General features: G+C 60.8%; 16 protein-coding genes. 13 read left to right on the top strand and 3 right to left on the bottom strand.

All coding sequences use genetic code 11. The annotated features are described in order from the left end of the window. Window positions 1-20: 20 nt before the first annotated feature. A complete protein-coding gene (locus NWV16_RS13260) occupies window positions 21-2,363 on the bottom strand; it encodes an acylase (protein ID WP_260523403.1) in 2,343 nt (780 codons plus the stop codon). A gap of 302 nt (window positions 2,364-2,665) precedes the next feature. On the opposite strand from NWV16_RS13260, the gene NWV16_RS13255 reads away from it, so the two are divergent. Then, window positions 2,666-3,043, top strand: a complete 378-nt coding sequence (locus NWV16_RS13255) for a fe2+ zn2+ uptake regulation protein (RefSeq protein ID WP_260523402.1) — start codon at window positions 2,666-2,668, stop codon at window positions 3,041-3,043. An 18-nt stretch (window positions 3,044-3,061) separates the two neighbouring features. Here NWV16_RS13255 and NWV16_RS13250 read toward each other — a convergent pair whose 3' ends face one another. Beyond that, complete coding sequence (locus NWV16_RS13250; protein ID WP_065257985.1) at window positions 3,062-3,250, bottom strand: hypothetical protein; 189 nt, start codon at window positions 3,248-3,250, stop codon at window positions 3,062-3,064. A 157-nt stretch (window positions 3,251-3,407) separates the two neighbouring features. Between NWV16_RS13250 and NWV16_RS13245 the strand changes: the two genes are divergently transcribed. The 6 genes from NWV16_RS13245 (at window position 3,408) to NWV16_RS13220 (ending at window position 10,869) form a co-directional block, all read left to right on the top strand. Continuing rightward, a complete protein-coding gene (locus NWV16_RS13245; protein WP_176704417.1) occupies window positions 3,408-3,545 on the top strand; it encodes a hypothetical protein in 138 nt (45 codons plus the stop codon). 261 nt (window positions 3,546-3,806) lie between these two features. Further along, window positions 3,807-5,060 carry an MFS transporter gene (locus NWV16_RS13240; protein ID WP_260523401.1) on the top strand — a complete coding sequence of 418 codons (1,254 nt, stop codon included), beginning with the start codon at window positions 3,807-3,809 and terminating at the stop codon, window positions 5,058-5,060. A 9-nt stretch (window positions 5,061-5,069) separates the two neighbouring features. Continuing rightward, window positions 5,070-6,200, top strand: coding sequence for an acyl-protein synthase (locus NWV16_RS13235; protein WP_260523400.1), 1,131 nt, complete (start codon window positions 5,070-5,072; stop codon window positions 6,198-6,200). Window position 6,201: 1 nt separating this feature from the next. Next, the gene (locus tag NWV16_RS13230; protein WP_260523399.1) at window positions 6,202-8,652 is read left to right on the top strand and encodes an aldehyde dehydrogenase family protein; all 2,451 of its coding nucleotides are present in this window, start codon (window positions 6,202-6,204) and stop codon (window positions 8,650-8,652) included. Then, window positions 8,636-9,925 carry a phenylacetate--CoA ligase family protein gene (locus NWV16_RS13225; protein ID WP_260523398.1) on the top strand — a complete coding sequence of 430 codons (1,290 nt, stop codon included), beginning with the start codon at window positions 8,636-8,638 and terminating at the stop codon, window positions 9,923-9,925. The genes NWV16_RS13230 and NWV16_RS13225 overlap by 17 nt, the downstream gene beginning before the upstream one ends. Beyond that, entirely contained in the window at window positions 9,925-10,869 is a 945-nt protein-coding gene (locus NWV16_RS13220) for a GNAT family N-acetyltransferase (RefSeq protein ID WP_260523397.1), read from the top strand. Before NWV16_RS13225 ends, NWV16_RS13220 begins: the two co-directional genes overlap by 1 nt. Before the next feature lie 40 nt (window positions 10,870-10,909). Here the strand turns inward: NWV16_RS13220 and NWV16_RS13215 are convergent, their stop codons facing one another. Continuing rightward, window positions 10,910-11,443, bottom strand: coding sequence for a hypothetical protein (locus NWV16_RS13215; RefSeq protein WP_260523396.1), 534 nt, complete (start codon window positions 11,441-11,443; stop codon window positions 10,910-10,912). Between the two features lie 374 nt (window positions 11,444-11,817). On the opposite strand from NWV16_RS13215, the gene NWV16_RS13210 reads away from it, so the two are divergent. The 6 genes from NWV16_RS13210 (at window position 11,818) to glgA (ending at window position 19,040) form a co-directional block, all read left to right on the top strand. Continuing rightward, window positions 11,818-13,809 (top strand): methyl-accepting chemotaxis protein, encoded by a 1,992-nt coding sequence (locus NWV16_RS13210; protein ID WP_260523395.1) that lies wholly within the window; start codon window positions 11,818-11,820, stop codon window positions 13,807-13,809. A 157-nt stretch (window positions 13,810-13,966) separates the two neighbouring features. Beyond that, window positions 13,967-14,413, top strand: coding sequence for a DUF411 domain-containing protein (locus NWV16_RS13205; protein WP_260523394.1), 447 nt, complete (start codon window positions 13,967-13,969; stop codon window positions 14,411-14,413). After that, window positions 14,413-14,847 carry a YqaA family protein gene (locus NWV16_RS13200; protein ID WP_260523393.1) on the top strand — a complete coding sequence of 145 codons (435 nt, stop codon included), beginning with the start codon at window positions 14,413-14,415 and terminating at the stop codon, window positions 14,845-14,847. The genes NWV16_RS13205 and NWV16_RS13200 overlap by 1 nt, the downstream gene beginning before the upstream one ends. Before the next feature lie 85 nt (window positions 14,848-14,932). After that, entirely contained in the window at window positions 14,933-15,958 is a 1,026-nt protein-coding gene (locus tag NWV16_RS13195) for an alpha/beta fold hydrolase (RefSeq protein ID WP_260523392.1), read from the top strand. Between the two features lie 13 nt (window positions 15,959-15,971). After that, on the top strand, window positions 15,972-16,925 hold the full coding sequence (locus tag NWV16_RS13190) for a D-2-hydroxyacid dehydrogenase family protein (RefSeq protein WP_260523391.1): 954 nt from the start codon (window positions 15,972-15,974) through the stop codon (window positions 16,923-16,925). A 528-nt stretch (window positions 16,926-17,453) separates the two neighbouring features. Then, window positions 17,454-19,040 carry a glycogen synthase GlgA gene (gene glgA, locus NWV16_RS13185; RefSeq protein WP_260523390.1) on the top strand — a complete coding sequence of 529 codons (1,587 nt, stop codon included), beginning with the start codon at window positions 17,454-17,456 and terminating at the stop codon, window positions 19,038-19,040. Window positions 19,041-19,044 lie beyond the last annotated feature (4 nt).

Here is a 19,044-nt window from a genome sequence, read left to right as displayed (position 1 = left end):
TGCGACAGTGTGACGACTGATTACTGCGCCGCCACGCTTCCCGATTTATCCAATGCTTCACTGACGCTCTGCACCTGATACTGGGGATCGGCCTTGATCTGCTGTTCGGTGAATGGCAATGCGCTCCACTGTTTCTTCGAAAAGGCTTCGGTCTGATCCCGCGAGTACTTCGACGCCGGATCGCTGGACAGCGAAAACGCAAGCAGCCCCTGAGCGTGCGGCCCGTTTTCATCGAACGTCACCACTTGCAGATAGCTGGTACCGCTGATCACTTCCAGTCTGCCGTCTTCACGGGGCACGCTCTGGATCGCGTTGTAGATGCCCAAGGTACCGGGACCGCCATGAATCGGCGTCTGCTGACCGCCGCTGCTGGCCACCTGGACATCGCCCCAACGAGTTTGCGCGGTCAGCCCCATCTTGCCGGCCGATTCCGCTGACGCCAGCATCGCCTCACGCAGCGCCTTCATCACTTCGGGGTTTTCAGTCGCCAGTCCGCGCGGGGTGTGCTGGGCGTCCTTCGGGTCGAATGCCACGCGCCAGGCATCCGGCGACGCCTGCAGGGCCTGCATGATGGTCTGGAAATGCACCAGGCCGATTCCCGAATCCAGATTGGCTCGACCATCCCACGCCTTGAGACTGGCGCACACAGGCTTCAATGCCGCTTCGCCAGCGGCCTGTGTACCACAGAACTGCAACAGGTCCGGCAGTACCTGACTGGCCAGATACACCTGATCGTCCATCACCATGTGTTGCAGGTCCTGCACCGAAATCGTCCCCCTTTTGCTCAGGCTTGCCAGGCGATCCAGTGCAAAGCGCGAGCGCAGGCCCAGTGGCTGATCCTGCTGGCTGATCAACGGCGAAAATCCGGTCAGCGGTTGCGCAGGGTTGGCCAGCCAGGCCGAATCGTTGGAGTGCTGGACGAAATCCTTGCGCAACAGTTGCGGCAACTGGCTGGAAGCGAAAATGCCCTGCTGTGCCGCTTTCGGATCGATATCCCAGGCGCAGTCACTGTTGGAGCCATCGAGCACGATCATCTGCAACCCCATGCGTGGATCGCTGCATTTGGCCAGCTTGTCGACGCTGACGTTCGGCACCACCGACAGGTTCATGTACAGCGTCTGCCCCTTGTCATCCACAGCCAGTGTATTGACCCAGGGGATGCCCTGAATCCTGTGTACCGAGTCCTGCAATTGCTTGAGGCTGGCCGCCTGGTTCATGGCGTACCACTGCGTCAGCACACGGTCGTTGTCGAGATTGGCGTCGCGCAGGCTGTAGGCGTACTGGTTGTCCCAGTCCAGCTTACCGGGCCATTGCACGATCGGACCGAACTGCGAGCTGTAGATGTCCTGAGTCACCGGCACGATCTGGCCATCTGCCTGTCTGGCCTGAACGGTGACGGTCTGTTTGTTCAATGGCAGGGATTTTCCGTCCAGCAGGTAGCGGGTCGGATCCTTCGGATCGAGTTGCAGGCGATACAGGGTGAAATGTTTGGACGCGTCGACGGTATGGGTCCAGGCCAGATGCGGGTTGAAGCCGATGTTGATCATCGGCAGGCCCGGCAACGCAGCGCCCATCACATCCAGCTTGCCCGGAATGGTCAGGTGCATCTGGTAGAAACGCATGCCGCCAACCCACGGGAAATGCGGATTTGCCAACAACATGCCGCGACCGTTGAAGGAACGTTCGCTGCCCACTGCCACCGCGTTGCTGCCGCGGTCCAGTGCAAAGCGTTGCAGACGAGTGGCCGCCAACTGATAGGCCCGGGCACCCTGTTCGACCCGAGCGCTGGCCTGAGGTGGCGTGGCCCCCGCCAGCGCCTCGGCGAACTGGCCGACGCCGCCCTCTACCAGCAACCGGCGCGTCAGCTTCACCAGGTCTTCGGCGGTAATTTCCCGCACCCACTCGCCCTGACACTGCTGTGGCAGCCCCTGCTGGCGACGCTCGGCCAGGTAGCGGTTGTAGCCGGCGGCATAACCTTGCAGCCGATCACGCACCTCGACCGGCTGAGCCTGCCAGAACCCACTGACCGCCTGCGGGGTGTTGAGCCACTGGAAGAACACATCACTGACGCGATTCTCGCGCTCTTCGACCGTCATCTGCTCCGGACCGAAATAACGTGAACGCTCGCCGTTGACGGTCACGATCTCGTTGGCCAGCAGGCACAGATTGTCCTGCGCATAGGCGTAACCGATGCCGAAGCCGAGACCGCGTTCGTTCTGCGCACGGATGTGCGGGACGCCGAACTGCGTACGACGGATGTCGGCCTCGGCCTGGGAGGAAGGGCTGAAGGCATGCGCCGACAGACTCAGCCCGAGAAACATGCCGGCAAGGGTCAGCCCGGTTAACCGCCTGGAAATAATCACGCTCGCTCCTGATCGAAATGCCGAGGAGCGGATCCACGTCGTACCGAACCGTTTGAGATTGCAGCGGATCCGCTCCGGAAAACACCCTTGCGTCCACGCGCAATGAGCCTGATCGGAAAACGAAACCGATGAAAAAAAATTTAGGGAAATACCCGGGCGATTCAGGCCCTGATCACGGGAAAAAGACGAATCAACGACAAATTTTCTACATTTTTCGCTTCATGATTTGTCGGGCTGATACGTCTTGTTTAAAGAGAGCACCCGAAATCCTTCCTGATCAGGCTCTGAAAAGGAGTAATCCCATGTACAACCCGCAACTACCATCGGACGGTAGCCAGGCACATCAAGGAGCTTCCATGGGTTCGCACGCCGGCGTATTCGGACAACGCACCGAACGCCACGGCAATGAACGTATTCGCCTGCTGCTCAAGAGCTTCGGCCTGCGCACCAGCCTGATTCGCCTGAAAGTCATCGACGCCCTGCTGATCGCCGCCGAGAGCGACCGTAGCCTTGGCGTGCGCGGTGTTCACAGCCAATTGCTGGAGCTGGGCATTCCGCTGTCGTTTCTCAGTGTGCGCGAAGTGTTGAAGCGTCTGTGCGCCGAAGGTGTCATCACCTTCAACGCCGACAAGAGCTACAGCCTGCATCCACAGGCCGCCGCTGTCCTCAATAGCCACTGAATCCCTTCCCGAGCGCCGTCAGGGTTTGACCTTGCGGCGCATCACGCCGTTGATCACCACCACGACCACCGCCACCCCCATGGCGATGTACTGGAACATTTTTTCGCTGAGCATCCCGGCGTTCTGCAGCCAGGACAGGCCGAGCATGATCGCCAGCACGGCGACGGCGATCAGAATCGAATATTTCAAACGTTGCGACTGGGTCATTGCGGGTTCCTGAAACCTGGAAATGTATCGGGTTTGTATCGGCGTTGATGCCATGCGCATACCCATTCGCGGGGATGCGCCGCCATAAACGAGGTCACATGTTACAGCCGATGAAGAGTTTTGACTCCTTACGGCGTTAACCATGAGGACTTTTGAAATGCTGCGTCGAATCACCTGGCTGATTCCAGTTCTGGCACTGCTCACACTGAGCGGCTGCATCATCATCCCCCACGGCGGCTGGCATGGCGATCATCGCTACTATGGCGCAGGCCCTGGTTACTACCAGCATCGGTAAATCCGACATTTGAAGAACACCGAAAATGCTCGTTTCAAATGCAACATTTGATTGAATGCACATGAAAAATGCCCACGAGGATGTGGGCATTTTCTATTGTTTCCTTATCATCAGACGACGGACGTTTCGCTACTGACTGTATGAGAACAGGACTTCGCAATATTCGGTAAATTCCCGACACATCTGGCCACATCAACATCGTAGGAATGCGCCCTGCTCGCTCCTAGCCTTCGTCTTTCCAATCGAAGGCTGTCAGCACGCATGCAACGAACGCTCATTCACCTGTCTCCACTGAAAACATCAGGCTTCTGTCTGGCCATCTCGCTGTTCGAATGGCTGACCTATATGGCCAGCGACATGGTCATGCCGGCCATGCTTGCCGTCACCGACGATCTTGGAGCCCATCCGCGCCATATCCCCAACGCATTCAATCTGTATCTGATCGGAGGCGTCTGCCTGCAGTGGCTGATCGGGCCCCTGTCCGACCGGTTCGGCCGCCGCACGCTGCTGTTAAGCGGCTGCGCCCTCTTCGGCGTCACCTGCGCAGCAGCGGTCGCCACACCCGATATCGAAATCTTCAACGCATTAAGGCTTCTGCAAGGCATGGGCCTGGGGTTCGTGGTGGCCGTCAGCTACCCCGCACTTTCGGAAGTATTTTGTGAGGCGGATGCCGTGCGGCTCATGGCCTTGCTCGGCAACATCGCATTGCTGTCTCCTTTGCTCGGCCCGTTACTGGGCAGTCTGCTGCTGGAATGGCTGAGCTGGCGCGAACTGTTTCTGGGCCTGGGTCTGACAGCCGCGATCGCGTGGCTCGGGCTCTATGCCTGCATGCCCGAAACCGTCGGGACCGTTCGTCGCGATGGCGGCCGGCTGGCTGCGGTCCCACTGTCCTGGCGCCAGACCCGTCTTCGGTACGCGGCCCTGTTGCGCAACCGGAGCTTTCTCGCTGCAAGCCTCGCGCTCGGGCTCATGGGGCTGCCACTGATCGTCTGGATCGGCCTCTCACCGCTGTTGTTGATTCAGTTGCTGGGCCTGTCGACTCGAGAGTACGCCTGGTGGCAGGTCCCGATATTCGCGGCGGTCATCGTCGGCAATCTGATCCTTGATCGTTTGCTGGCATTGCGTGAGCTGCCGCAATTGATCCGCCTGGCGCTCTGGCCGTTTTGCCTGGGGCTGCTGATCCTGCTGGCCGGCGCGCTGACCGGTGCCTCCCTCGGCCTGTTGATCAGCGGGCTGGTGCTGTACGCCGTGGGTCTGGGCATCAGTAATGCCGCGCTCTATCGACTGGCACTGTTTTCCAGCGATGACAGCAAAGGCCTGGTTTCAGCGGCGATCGGCATGATCTCGATTGCAGTAATGGGCGCCGGCGGCTCGATCATCGCCGCGATCGGCGCAGGTTCCCGCCTTGAATCCTTCGCCTTGTGGGCGGCACTGGGCGGTCTGCTGAGCCTGCCATTGCTGTACCGGTTTCTTCGGACTTCAACGCCGCAAGCCTTCTCCTCGACCCAGCCATAAGGACATCCAATGTTCCATTTCCCTCACAGCGACGCGCTCTGTTCAATGATGCGACCCTATTGTTCGGAGTCCATGCCAGCGGCGTTATTCGACCAGGCCATGGCCGAAATCAGCCGGTTCCACTGTGAACACACGCCCGGCTACGAACATTGGTTGAACGCCAACGGCCTCACCGCGGCGGACCTGGACAGCCTCGCCGACTGGTCGAAATTGCCTCCGGTCTTCGCCAGTTTTTTCAAACAGCAACAACTGCTCAGCCCGACCGGTACAGACGCTTTGGAGCTGACGTCGTCAGGCACCAGCGGCCAGAAAAGCCGCATGCGCTATGACAAGCGCAGTCTTGGGGCCGCCCAATTCATGGTCGAACGGATTTTCCACCACTACGGCTGGGACAACCCGCAGACACCGTGTAATTACCTGCTGCTGAGCTACGAGCCCGAGGCCAGCCTGCGCCTGGGAACCTCTTTCACCGATCAGTTTCTGTGCCGGTTCGCGCCCGTCAATCGCGTGGTCCACGCACTGCGTCGCACGGGTGGCAATCATGAGTTCGACGGTTTTGGCGTGATCGCGGCCTTGCAGTCCTTCGCCGAAGAGGGCTTGCCGGTGCGGATCTTCGGCTTCCCTGCCTTTCTCTGGCAGACCCTGCAACGCATGCGGGCCACCGGGGTGCCTGACCTGCAACTGGCCGAGGGCTCACTGGCACTGTTTGGCGGTGGCTGGAAGACCCATGCGGCACAAGAGATCCCCCGTCAGCAGCTGTACGCGCGTATCCATCAGCAGTTAGGCATCGAGACGTCCCGCTGCCGCGACGGTTACGGTGCGGTCGAACACCCGGTGCCGTATCTCGAGTGTGCTCACCATCATTTCCATGTTCCGGTCTATTCGAAGGTCTTCGTGCGCCATCCATCCGACTTCACGGTGTTGCCTTACGGTCACCAGGGCTTGCTGAGTTTCGTCTCGCCCTACATTTCCTCAAGCCCCGCCCACGCGGTGGTCATGAGCGATCTCGCCACCCTGCACCCTGGCGCCAGCTGCGGCTGTGGTCTGTCCGCCGACTGGTTCGAACTGCATGGCCGCGCCGCGACCACCGCCGGCAGAAGCTGTGCCATGGCCGCCTCTGAACTGCTGGGGGCCCTCTGACATGTACCTGATCAATGGACAGCTTCACGACGAATGCACCCTCGACTTCGCACTGGAACAGCTTCACCTGGATTTGCCGCATCGGTTGGCCGAGGCGCTGGACACATCGACCGTCCTTGGTGCCGTAGCCACCTTTGCCAGGCGCTTGCAAATCGCGGATCCGGCATTGCCACTGGATCCCGGACAACGCCAGGCGCTGATCGAGTTCTGCCAGCCCGATGCGCTGCGGCGCAAGCTTGAGCGCGAACTCGGTGAACAACCAGGCTCCCTTCGCCGCATTGATTATCATCAGTCGCGCTTCGAGCGCTGGAGCCCGTTGGGTCTGGTGGTTCACATCACCCCGGGCAATGCGCCGCTGCTGGCGTTTTGCGCCGTGATCGAAAGCCTGCTGGCCGGCAACGTCAACTGGCTGCGCCCCAGCAGCAGCGATCAGGGATTGACGGCGCGATTGCTCCACGCCTTGATGCAGTGTGACACGACTGGCCAGATCGCCGGGCATGTCGCCGTCATACCGACCACCACTGCGCAGATCGGCCAACTCTGCCAATGGGCCAACGGCGTGTCGGCGTGGGGAGGAGAAGCGGCGCTGCAAGCCATACGTCAACAACTGGCACCGGGATGTCGCTGGATCGATTGGGGCCACCGGATCAGCTTCATCTACCTGACACCGACGGCCGTCTCGCCGCAAGCGCTGGACGCCGTGGCCGACGAAGTCTGTCGCCTCGACCAGCAGGCCTGCTCCAGCCCGCAATGGTTGCTGGTGGACAGTGACGACGAGAGCACGCTGCACTCCATCGGCCAGGGCCTCGCCGAGGCGTTCGAGCGCCGCTCCCGACACTGGCCGGCCTTGTTGCCTTCGATCCAGGAAGCTTCGGAAATCACCACCCGCATGGCGATGGCACGCCTGGCTTACAGTTTTGCCGGGGCCCGTGGTCAGGTCTGGCAGGCAGCCGACTGGCGGATCATCTGGTCCCACGACCCGCAACTCGCCCCCTCGCCCCTGTTTCGCAGCCTGCTGCTCAAGCCACTGCCACGCAGGCAGCTCACAGACGCGCTGCTACCTTGGCGAAACGTGCTGCAAAGCGCCGGGTTGATCTGTACTGAACACGACATGGCCGAGCTGGCCCGGACCCTGATTGCCGCCGGTGTCACCCGGATCACTCCGGTGCAGGCGATTCACGAGGGTTACGAAGGTGAACCCCACGACGGCGTTTATGCCTTGCAGCGCTTGAGCCGTCGCGTGTCGGTCAGCCTGCCGGCCACCACTCTGGCAGCCCGTGCCACGCTCGACCCGGTGCCAAAGCCTCTCGACGTGGCCGACCTGCCGATCATGAGCAAAGACGCCTTCGTTGCTCGCCCGATCCATCCAGCCGCCAGGCTGTACTTCCGCTCCGGTGGCAGCAGCGGTATTCCGGCGCTGTCCGGTTTCAGCTATCGCGACTTCGATCGGCAGATGCGCGCCACCGCCGACGGGCTGTTTGCAGCAGGTCTCGATCCTGAACGGGACCGGGTGATGAACCTGTTCTTCAGCGGCGGCCTGTATGGCGGCTTTTTCAGCTTTTCCAAAGTGCTGGAGCTGCTGGGTGCCACACACCTGCCGATGGGCGCACCGGCCGATGACGACTATCGCGAAATCGCGCAATTGATCATCGATCAGCGCGTCAACGTGCTGGTCGGCATGCCGAGCACCCTGCATCGTCTGTTCCTCAGCGAACAGACACGGCTGCGTGACTATGGCGGGATCGAAAAGGTCTTTCTCGGCGGCGAACATCCCGGTGAGCAAAGCCGCGCGCTGATGCGTGAATGCGGCGTCCGGCTGATCCGCTCGGCGGTCTACGGCAGTGTCGATGCGGGGCCGCTCGGCCATGCCTGCCCGGCCACCGACGATGGCGTGTTCCATCTGATGAGCGATATCCAGCATCTGGAAATTGTCGATTTCGACGCCGATCGACCGGTGACCGGCAGTGAAATCGGACGGCTGGTATTCACCTCCATCGAACGAGAAGGTCAGGACGTCCAGCGCTACGACGTCGGCGACAGCGGCCGCTGGATTCCCGGCGTGTGTGAATGCGGCCTGCCCACTCCACGCTTCGAACTGTTGCAGCGCCACGGCAGACTGGTGCGCATCGGCACGGACTTCATTTGCCTGACGCAACTGGCCGAGCGTCTGCAGAGCGAATTCCAGCTGATCCTCGACCATGCCCCGGACGGCCTGGAGCGCATGCGAGTTCTCAGCCCGCGGCAAGCCGACGACGTCCGGCATCGCTTGTCGGGTTATCCGACGCTGGCGGTACTCATCCAGACAAGCCTGCTGAGCCTGGAGGCGGAGACCTGCGGCAGCGAGCGATTCACCCGCAACCGACACAGCGGCAAGACGCCGCTGCTGATCGACAATCGTAGGGTTCGCCCCTGTGCAGACCAGCAAGGAGCCGAACATGAACGCACGGTTTGAACTGGCAGAACTGGTGACGTTTGCGCGACAGCATTCGCACTTTTATGCGAATCACTTCGCCGGACTGCCCTTTCAGTTGCCCTCACTGGAACAACTGCCGGTGATTGACCCCGCGCAATACTGGAAAGACAGCCCGGACCTTGACCAATGGCCTGTTCTGACAGCACCGCTGAATGACGCCCTGATCTTCAAGACGGGAGGAACCACCAGTGCCGGCAGGTTTTCACTGTTCAGGCGCGAAGAGTGGCAGACCCTGGTGGCCGACTTCGGGCGCGGTCTCGATGCGCAGTTGAGCGACGGGGACCGGATCGCCAACCTGTTTTTTGTCGGGGACCTGTATGCCAGTTTCATCTTCACCCATGATGCGCTGGCGCATGTACAAACCGAAGTCGTGGAGTTTCCCTTCACCGGTCATGTCGACTCGAACACTCTGGCTGATGCAATTGTCCGGCACCGGATCAACGTGCTGGCCGGTGTGCCCGCCAATCTGCTGTCCTTCGCGGCGTGGCTCGAACGGCATGACCGTGTCCTTGGGGAGGTCACCACCCTGCTCTACGCCGGTGAAAGCCTGTTCGACGCACAGTTGCAACGGCTGGCACGAGTGCTCCCCAATGCCCGAGTGGCGTCCATCGGCTATGCCAGCGTGGACGCCGGATTCATCGGCGCCAGCCATCGTGACTGCGACCTGGGTGAACACCGGGTTCCAGAGGGGCACGCCGTGCTGGAGATCCTCGATGAACAGACCGGTGAAGTGATCGAAGCATGTGACCGTGTCGGACGCCTGGTGACGACCAACCTCACGCGCCGGTTGATGCCGTTGATCCGTTACCCGGTCGGCGACCGTGCCTGCTGGCGCGAGCCGAGCGGGACGTCCCGACGCAAGTTCGCGCTGATGGGCCGCTGCGCTGACAGCCAGCGGATACGAGTGGGCATTCTGACCTTGTTGCCGCAATCGATCGGCGAGACCGTGCGGCGCGTCACCGGGAGCGACGATTGGCAACTGGTGATCGAGCAGGAGGGGGTCATGGATATCCTGCGCCTGCTCTGGGCGCCGGACACCATGGCAGCGGCGACGACTGAAAGCGATCGAGCGCTTTACCGTGCACTGATCGAGGACTATCCGTTGATCGAACAACTGTGCGCCGAACAATTGCTGGCATTGCAGGTTCTTTGCTGCAACGTTCAGGAGCTGACACGTGATCCTCGCTCCGGCAAACGTCAGCGAGTGGTGGATCGACGTGTCTACAACGGCTCCCGTCTGGAGGATCGTTGATGGAGTCGATCATCCTGCGTGGTTACCGCAGCGGTGACGCCGTTGCCGTGAGTCGGCTGTTCAGGAGGATCTATGGCGACCATTACGCTCAGCCGCATGTTTACCTGCCGCTCATGATCAGCCAGAACCATGCCGATGGACGCTGGCACTCGTGGGTGGCGGCGACGAACAACGAGATTGCGGGACATGCCGCGTTGATGCTTGAGCACGGCGCGTCGGTCGCCGAACTGGCGCTGAGCGTGGTGGATCCACGGTTCCGTGGCCGGAATGTCGCCACACGTCTTGGCCGACGCCTGCTGATCCATGCCCAGGCGCTCGGCTATCAGGGGGTCACGATCAAGCAAATGACCCATCACACGTACACACAGAAAATGGCCGCCAGACTTGGTTTTCACAACACCGGATTATTGCCCGAGCATGCACCGTCGCCCTTTGGCGATGGCGTGGCGGAATCACTCGTTCTGGGTTATGCCCCTGTGGCAGGTTGTCGTCGCCCACTGCCAGCATTGGCCTGGCCGGACGGGTGTCGTGAGTTCATGCAGCGGATGTGTGACATATTCGGAACGCGATCGGACGTTCCGCCCTGGCTCCGCTCGCCCGCGCAGCTGGAACAGCGATGGGGACGATATGACGGGATATTCAGCGAAATCGACGACGGTCTGCTCAAACAATTACAGCAATTGCCCGCTCATTGGCTGATATCGATAAGGTTGAGACTTGCACAGGGCTTCGACAATGCCTGGCGCCGGTTATCGAAGACCGGGTTCGTGTTCACCGGACTGGCGCCCGATGACAGAAGTGAGGGATGGCTGGCGTTGTTTCATCGCGGATTCCAGCCCGGATCCCTGACACTGCATTGCCCGCGAATGCAGTTGTTGCACGACGACATGCAGCGACAGATCGCCTCGCCGGCGACGCTCCAGGCCTGCGGCACCGGTCCATGAATGCAAGGGCCCGCGCCGTTACCGGAGCGGGCCCTGCCTTTTACGCCTTGGCACTGACGCCTTTGTCGGTCGGTAGCGCACGCTCACCGCCCTGCCCATAGGTTTTCAGGCTTTGCAGCACATAAATGGCTTTCTTGTACTCCGGGATCAACCCATTGGCGTACTTGTTGCCCTTGAGGCTGTTGTTGTTGATGGTGTCCAGTTGCGTGGCGAAATACTCCAGCGCGTTGAACTTGGCATCCGGGTCTTTCTGGATGCCGAAACGATCGAACTTGTCACCGGCATTGAGCAGCGTCATCGACGTCACTTCGGAAATAAGGCCGCGACTGCGCAAGAACTCGCTCAGCTTGCCCAATTGCTTGGCCGACACGTTCTCCGGGTCGAAGCCCTTGATGCTTTTGTGCAAACGCTGCTTGTCCATTTCCGCCGTGTTGAGAACGGTGGGGTCGTTGCCGACCAGGGCCAGCATCTGCTTGACCTTAACGCTTTGAGAAACCGGCTTGCTCGAACTGGCGGTATCTCGAACCAGCAAACCCGCCTTGGATTGCCAGGCTCCGGTATAGCCAACGGTCATGAGCGTGCTCCTTGCGAAAAGAACATGAAAAATATCCTTGTGAAACGTCTTGAATTGCCCGGAGTATCGGTCGCGTAACTGATGTCACCAACGAATTTTTCACATTTTTACAATTTATGTACATTTCCGATACATATCCACGCCCACCCCGAATTCACTGATCCAGAGACTTCTCCAGAGCCTCGATAAAACCGATTTTTTACTCTGACGAACGAGCTGGTTAGTTTGAATGTGTCGATTCTGATACTTGCCGGTCGTGTTTTTTTAGCACGCAAGTACCTAAAGCTTCCCTGCACCGCGACGATATCTAAGGGATACCCCTACTGCGCTGCTCTTCGCCCCTAATAAGAAACACTGCTCAAGGACCGGTTTACATGCCCGCACTCCGTACCATTCAGGCTCGTTACACACTGTTTCTGGTTCTTTTCATATTGCTGCTGTCGATCCTGACGGTGGTCGGCATCAGTCAACTGGTTGCCCCGAAATTGCGCCACACCGAAGAGCAGGTGGTGCTGAACCGCATTGCCGAGGTTGCGGAACAGATTCAGGGTGAACTGAACAAGGTTCAGTCGCAGCAACGCAGCATCACCCAGACCATACCTCTGCTCGACAGCGCCGCCATCGACACCGTACTGCCGGGTCTGGTGGACCAGTACGGAGAGTTGAAAGTCTTTGGCGGTGGCATCTGGCCGCTGCCCGGTCAGCGTGAGGCCGGTCGCAACAAGTTCAGCACTTTCTGGCATCGTGACAGCTCCGGCAAACTCGCCGTGAACACTTTCTGGAACAGCGACGCGGCACCCAACTATTACGACCAGAGCTGGTACAAGGGCGGCATGCAGACGCCACGCGGCCAGTGCGCCTGGGCCGCCGCCTACAAGGACGACGCCAGCGCCGAGCCGCGCACCAACTGCGCCATGGCCATTCAGAAAAACGGCGCCGCGTGGGGCGTATCGACCATCGACGTCACGCTGGGATTCTTCAACGAGCTGGTGGCACGCAAGGAAAAAGACCTCAACGCCGAAATGCTGATCGTCGAGGCCGACGGCAAGATCATCAGCAACAGCACGCGCATCAGCGGTCCGATTGTGTTGAAGAACATCAGCGAACTGACCTCCAGCTCCACCTTCGCCAGCCAGGTCAAGGCCGGTCTGCAGAAGCCCGATCAGGCACAGCGCGTCGAGTTCGACAACAACGGTGAAGCCAGCACCTTTTTCATGCGTCCGATCGAAGGGACGCCATGGTTTCTCGCCACTGCCCTGCCGACCCGAATGCTCACGGCCCAGCGTGACGATGTGCTCAGCAGCCTGAGCCTGTTGCAGATTCCGCTGGTGATCCTGCTGGTCCTGTTGCAGGTCTATGCGATTCGCCAACTGGTTGCGCGCATGAAGGCGCTGAAGGCCAACATCGATTCGCTGTCCAGCGGCGATGCCGACCTGACCCGCCGCATCACCATCCGCGCCGAAGACGAGCTTGGAGCCATTGGCCATTCAGTCAACACCTTCATCGCGTATCTGCAAAACATGATCGGCGAGGTCACCCAGGCCACCGGCGCCATGGCCTCCAGTCTCGACAACCTGCAACGCACATCGGCACACACCAGCCAGATCCTGTTGCGCCACGCCTCGGAAACCGACCAGACCGTCACCGCCATCAACGAGATGAGCTCCACCGCCGAAAGCGTTGCGCAGAACGCCGCCGAAACCGCCGCGTTCACCCAGCGGGCCAACGAGAACGCCGACCGTTCACGCGTCGTGGTCGGTGAAGCGACGAGCAGCGTCGTGGCATTGATCGACGAAGTGGCCAGTGCCACGCACAAAGTCGAAAACATGCAACAGGACGCCCAGCGCATTACCGAGATCCTGGGCGTGATCGGGGCGATTGCCGGCCAGACCAACCTGCTGGCACTCAACGCCGCCATCGAAGCCGCCCGTGCCGGCGAGCAGGGACGCGGGTTCGCCGTGGTGGCCGACGAGGTCCGCGCCCTCGCCGCCCGGACCCAGGCCAGCACGTCGGAGATCAATGAAATGCTGACCCGTCTGACTCAGGGTGTGAGTTCATCGGTCAGCGCCATGGAAAACACCCAGGCCAGTTGCCAGTCGGCCGCCGATGCCACTGCACGGGTCACCAGCGGGCTCGATGAAATGGCCGGTTCCGTCAGCCACATCAACAGCCTCAGTGCCCAGATTGCCACCGCCGCCGAGCAGCAGAGCGCCGTCACCGAAGAAATCAACCGCAGCATGGTGCAGATCCGCCACATGGTCGATGAGCTGGTGCAAAGCGGCCAGGCCAGTGAAACCAATACCCGTCAGCTGCTGGAAGCCAACAGTCGGGTGAGTGCGATCATGGGGCGCTTCAAAGTCAGCTGACAGCATTGTCATCTTGCGCTCAGGATGCCGTCAGCCTTGATCTACGATCATGCTGACGGCCTGTCTTGTATCAACTGGAAACACTCCGTTGATGCCCGGCAGGAAAAACCGGTCAAAATGCGTTCTTTTTGACTGTCATCCGAGTCGAGAACCCTTCATGAAAACGTCTCTGCGTCTGACTGCCCTGAGCGTGCTGTTCATCTCATCCCTGGCGCAAGCCGCCGACCTCATTCCGATCGAAGTCCACCGCGACGCCAACTGCGGCTGCTGCAAAAAATGGATCAGCCACCTGGAGGCCAACGGCTTCAAGGTCGAGGATCATGTCGAAGCCGATATGAGCAGCTTCAAGCGACAACACGGTGTGCCGCCGCGCCTGGCGTCCTGTCACACGGCGATCATCAACGGCAAATTCGTCGAGGGTCACGTGCCGGCGGAACAGGTGCTGGCCCTGAGCAAGCGTGATGACCTGCTCGGCGTGGCGGCTCCCGGAATGCCGATGGGCTCGCCGGGCATGGAAATGGATGGCATGAGCGATGCCTATCAAGTGATCGGGCTGAAGAAGGACGGTGCCGATGTGGTGGTGGCGGACTACCCGGCCCATTGATGACGGTGGGTTATCTCGGGCTGTTCCTTGCCGCGTTTGGTGCGGCAACGCTGTTGCCGCTGCAATCGGAAGCCGTGCTGGTCGGGCTGCTGGTCAGTGATCACTATTGGCTTTGGGGCCTGCTGGCCGTGGCGACGCTGGGCAATGTCCTCGGCTCGCTGGTGAACTGGTGGCTGGGGCGCGGACTGGAACGGTTTCGAGACCGGCGCTGGTTTCCGGTAGCCCCCAAACATATGGCCCGCGCCCGCGCTCACTATGAGCGTTATGGGCATTGGTCGCTGATGCTCAGCTGGTTACCGGTGATCGGTGACCCTCTGACGCTGCTCGCCGGCGTCATGCGTGAACCGATCGGGCGCTTTCTGTTGATCGTGACGTTTGCCAAGGGTGCCCGCTATGGGGTGCTGGCGATGCTCACGCTCGGCTGGCTCGGTTGAACCATCAGGCGCGGGCGGTGCCCATGTTTAACCTCGCCCTAATCCGGCCGTTCCACCATCGGCCCATTTCCCGTGGAGTTGCCCCATGTCTGTGTCGCTGACCCGCTGGCTGCCCGGCCTGCTGCTGACCGCTGCCCTGCCCCTGTTCGCCCATGCCGAAGGCCCGCAATACGGCCCGGAACTGCAAGGCTTCGATTATCCCTTCACCCTCAAGCACTTTGCCTTTCAGTCCCAGGGCCAGTCTCTGCAGATGGGTTACATGGACGTCGCCGCCCACGGCAAGGCCAACGGGCGCACGGTGGTGCTGATGCACGGCAAGAATTTCTGCGGCGCCACCTGGGACAGTTCGATCAAGGCCCTGAGCGAGGCCGGTTACCGGGTGATCGCCCCGGATCAGATCGGTTTCTGTACCTCCAGCAAACCCGATCATTACCAGTACACGTTTCAGCAACTGGCAGCCAACACCCAGCAATTGCTGAAGGCGCTGGGCATCCAGAAATCCACCCTGCTCGGCCATTCCACAGGCGGCATGCTCGCCACCCGATATGCGCTGCAATACCCGGATCAGGTCGAGCAACTGGCGCTGGTCAACCCGATCGGCCTGGAGGACTGGAAAGCCCTCGGCGTACCTTGGCGCAGCGTCGATCAGTGGTACCAGCGTGAACTGAAGGTCACCGCCCAGGGTATTCGCGACTACGAGCGCAGCACTTATTACGACGGTCGCTGGAAACCCGAATTCGACCGTTGGGTGGACATGCTCGCCGGCCTGAGCAACGGTCCGGGCAAGACTCAGGTCGCCTGGAACTCGGCGCTGATCTACGACATGATCTTCACCCAGCCGGTGTACTACGAGTTCAAGGACCTGAAAATGCCGACCCTGCTGCTGATCGGAACCTCCGACACCACAGCCATCGGCAAAGACATTGCACCACCGGAGGTGAAAGCGAAAATCGGCCACTACAACGTGCTGGGCAAGCAGGTGGCGAGGCTGATCCCGCAATCCACGCTGGTGGAGTTCCCTGGCCTGGGCCACGCTCCACAAATGGAGGAACCGGCGCAATTTCACCAGGCACTGCTCGGCTGGCTGAACAAGACCCATCCCGTTCGTTGAGGAGTCAAGACTGATGGCGGTGCAGATTGCAGTAATCGATGACTGGCAGGATGTGGCTGGCGACGTGGTCGACTGGTCGGTACTCGACAGTCTCGGGGAAGTGACGTTTGTCCATGAATACCCGGCGGACAACGCCACGCTGGCCGAGCGTCTGGGGCGATTCGAGGTGATTTGCGTCATGCGCGAACGCACGCGTTTCGATGAAGACCTGCTCAAGCGTTTACCGAACCTCAGGCTGCTGGTCACTGGCGGCATGCGCAATGCGGCGCTGGACCTGCCGGCCGCCGCGCGACTCGGGATCAAGGTCTGCGGCACCGACAGCTATAAACATGCGGCGCCGGAACTGACCTGGGCTTTGATCATGGCTGCCACCCGCAATCTGGTGAACGAAGCCAACGCCCTGCGCGCCGGCCAGTGGCAGCAGGGTCTGGGCGGCGACCTGCACGGCAGGACGCTCGGCATTCTCGGGCTCGGCAGTATCGGCCAGCGAGTGGCGCAATTCGGTCAGGTGTTCGGCATGCGCGTGATCGCCTGGAGCGAAAACCTCACCGCCGAGCGCGCTCAAGAAGTCGGCGTCACTTATGTCAGCAAGCAGGCGTTATTCGAACAGGCCGACGTATTGTCCGTGCATCTGGTGCTCAGCGACCGCAGTCGCGGGCTGGTCGATGCCCAGGCGCTGGACTGGATGAAGCCGACCGCCTTGCTGGTCAACACGGCACGCGGGCCGATCGTCGACGAAGCGGCGCTGATCAAGGCCCTGCAGAAACAACGCATCGCCGGGGCGGCCCTCGATGTGTTCGACCAGGAGCCGCTGCCGGCACTGCATCCGCTGCGCACGCTCGACAATGTGCTGGGCACACCCCACGTCGGGTACGTCAGCCGACAAAACTATGGGCAGTTCTTTTCGCAGATGATCGAGGACATTCAGGCCTGGTCGGCGGGAGAACCGATTCGCCTGCTGAACTGACTCACATCGGCTTCGCGGGCGGCCCGTGCCCGCGAAGCAGCACCCACTGACCGCCCGCCAACATCACTGCCCGCACCGCAACAGTGCATCTGCACATTTGTCACGCCCGAAAACATGACCGAACAGTCACCGTTTTGCGTCCTTCGTCACCGACAGCATGCACTTCGTCGGTGCGCGCCCCCTGCCAAGCCACGGTTTTCGTGACTCGGCAACACATTGTCGAACAATTCATCCGATTGCCCTGGCCCGCTCTAGGATCTGACCTAGACTGATTTTCTCGGGGTCAGACCGAGCGGTCACAAAGCCGAAAATTAATCGAAACTTTTGCTGATCGCACCGGGTCATCTGAACAACAGGGCCTGAGCGTTTGGTTCGTTCCTTGCAGCGGCCTCTTCACCCATTCTGCTTGCGCGTGTTGGGTAGCGTTTGCTCACCGATGCGTGGCGCGTTTGCGCCCGGCCAAAGGATCCGGCCATGGACATCGCTTGTTCAAGACAAGAATCAGATCAAACAAAACGGGAGATTCATATGATCAGTGCGGCATTGGATATTCAGGGAGAGCGTGCTCACCAGCCGGTCGGCGAATCGAGCAGCACGAGCGTTCCCGGCAGCCGGTCGATCAACGTCCCGAGTACGAAGACGCTGAAACCGGTAGTCAGTCAGAACCCCAACAAGAAAAAAGTATTGTTCGTGACCTCGGAAATCGCCGATCTGGTGAAGACCGGCGGTCTGGGTGACGTTTCTGCCGCGCTGCCCCGAGCGATGGCGCATCTGCATGATGTCCGGGTGCTGATCCCCGGTTATCCGCAAGTGATGAACAGCGAAAACCCGATCCATATCATCGGTGAACTGGGTGGCCATGCAGCGCTGCCCCCCTGCAAGATCGGGCGCATGGACATGCCTGACGGTCTGGTCATCTATGTGTTGATCTGCCCTGAACTCTACGCTCGCGACGGCGGCCCCTATGGCGCCAACAACGGTCGCGACTGGCCGGACAACCACATTCGCTTCGCCCGACTGGGGCTGGCCGCCGCCGATATCGCCGCCAATCTTGCGCAAATCCACTGGTGCCCGGATCTGGTGCACGCCCACGACTGGCCTGCCGGTCTGGCACCCGCCTACATGCACTGGCGCGGGCAACGCACGCCGACCCTGTTCACCATTCACAACCTGGCCTATCAAGGCGTGACCAGCCTGGGCTCGTGCCCGGAACTCGGAATTCCCGCCCACGCCCTGCAACAGGAAGGCATGGAGTTCTACGGCAAGATGTCGTTCCTCAAGGCCGGCATGGCCTACTCGAGCCACATCACCACGGTCAGCGCCACCTATGCGCAGGAAATCACCACCCCGGATTTCGGCTGCGGCCTCGACGGTTTCCTCGCCGCCAAGACCCAGCAAGGTTTGCTCAGCGGCATCCCCAACGGCATCGACGAGAGCTGGGACGCCGCCACCGACCCTCATCTGTTCGCACCGTTTGCCATCGGCGACTGGGAAGGCAAAGCCATCAACGCCGCCCATGTGCGTGAACTGTTCGGCCTGAATGAATCTCAAGGTCCGCTGTTCGCCGTGGTCTCGCGTCTGGTTTACCAGAAGGGCCTGGACCTGACCGAAGCCGTCTCCGAGTACATCGTGCAGAACGGCGGCCAGATCGCCATCATCGGGCGCGGCGAGCCTGAAGAGGAACAGGCCATGCGCGAACTGGCCCTGCGCTTCCCCGGCCAGATCGGCGTGCGCATCGGTTTCAATGAAACCGACGCCCGCCGGATGTTCGCCGGCAGCGATTTCCTGCTGATGCCTTCGCGCTACGAACCTTGCGGTTTGAGCCAGATGTACGCCCAGCGTTTCGGCTCGTTGCCGGTGGCGCGCAACACCGGCGGGCTGGCGGACACCATCGAAAACGGCGTCACCGGTTTTCTGTTCAACGAGTCCACGGTGGACAGCTACCGCGAAGCCCTGAGCCGTGCATTCAAGGTGTTTGCCTTCCCCGACCTGCTCCACGCCATGCGCTGCCGGGCGATGGCGGCGCCGTTCAACTGGTGCAAGGCCGTCGAGCCCTATGCCGAGCTCTACGAACAACTGGTGGCCAAGGCGCTGGGCAAGACGCACCACAAATAACCAG

It is taken from the genome of Pseudomonas sp. BW7P1, assembly GCF_024981055.1.
Taxonomy (GTDB): Bacteria; Pseudomonadota; Gammaproteobacteria; order Pseudomonadales; family Pseudomonadaceae; genus Aquipseudomonas; species Aquipseudomonas bananamidigenes.
The sequence above is the reverse complement of the archived record's forward strand: the minus strand, read 5'-3'. Positions and strand labels throughout refer to the sequence as shown.

Bases quoted from the DNA above. Each gene is read 5' to 3' on its own strand.
- NWV16_RS13255 (WP_260523402.1), top strand. From the start codon at position 2,666: ATGTACAACCCGCAACTACCATCGGACGGTAGCCAGGCACATCAAGGA.
- NWV16_RS13250 (WP_065257985.1), bottom strand. From the start codon at position 3,250: ATGACCCAGTCGCAACGTTTGAAATATTCGATTCTGATCGCCGTCGCC.
- NWV16_RS13245 (WP_176704417.1), top strand. From the start codon at position 3,408: ATGCTGCGTCGAATCACCTGGCTGATTCCAGTTCTGGCACTGCTCACA.
- NWV16_RS13240 (WP_260523401.1), top strand. From the start codon at position 3,807: ATGCAACGAACGCTCATTCACCTGTCTCCACTGAAAACATCAGGCTTC.
- NWV16_RS13235 (WP_260523400.1), top strand. From the start codon at position 5,070: ATGTTCCATTTCCCTCACAGCGACGCGCTCTGTTCAATGATGCGACCC.
- NWV16_RS13230 (WP_260523399.1), top strand. From the start codon at position 6,202: ATGTACCTGATCAATGGACAGCTTCACGACGAATGCACCCTCGACTTC.
- NWV16_RS13225 (WP_260523398.1), top strand. From the start codon at position 8,636: ATGAACGCACGGTTTGAACTGGCAGAACTGGTGACGTTTGCGCGACAG.
- NWV16_RS13220 (WP_260523397.1), top strand. From the start codon at position 9,925: ATGGAGTCGATCATCCTGCGTGGTTACCGCAGCGGTGACGCCGTTGCC.
- NWV16_RS13215 (WP_260523396.1), bottom strand. From the start codon at position 11,443: ATGACCGTTGGCTATACCGGAGCCTGGCAATCCAAGGCGGGTTTGCTG.
- NWV16_RS13210 (WP_260523395.1), top strand. From the start codon at position 11,818: ATGCCCGCACTCCGTACCATTCAGGCTCGTTACACACTGTTTCTGGTT.
- NWV16_RS13205 (WP_260523394.1), top strand. From the start codon at position 13,967: ATGAAAACGTCTCTGCGTCTGACTGCCCTGAGCGTGCTGTTCATCTCA.
- NWV16_RS13200 (WP_260523393.1), top strand. From the start codon at position 14,413: ATGACGGTGGGTTATCTCGGGCTGTTCCTTGCCGCGTTTGGTGCGGCA.
- NWV16_RS13195 (WP_260523392.1), top strand. From the start codon at position 14,933: ATGTCTGTGTCGCTGACCCGCTGGCTGCCCGGCCTGCTGCTGACCGCT.
- NWV16_RS13190 (WP_260523391.1), top strand. From the start codon at position 15,972: ATGGCGGTGCAGATTGCAGTAATCGATGACTGGCAGGATGTGGCTGGC.
- glgA (WP_260523390.1), top strand. From the start codon at position 17,454: ATGATCAGTGCGGCATTGGATATTCAGGGAGAGCGTGCTCACCAGCCG.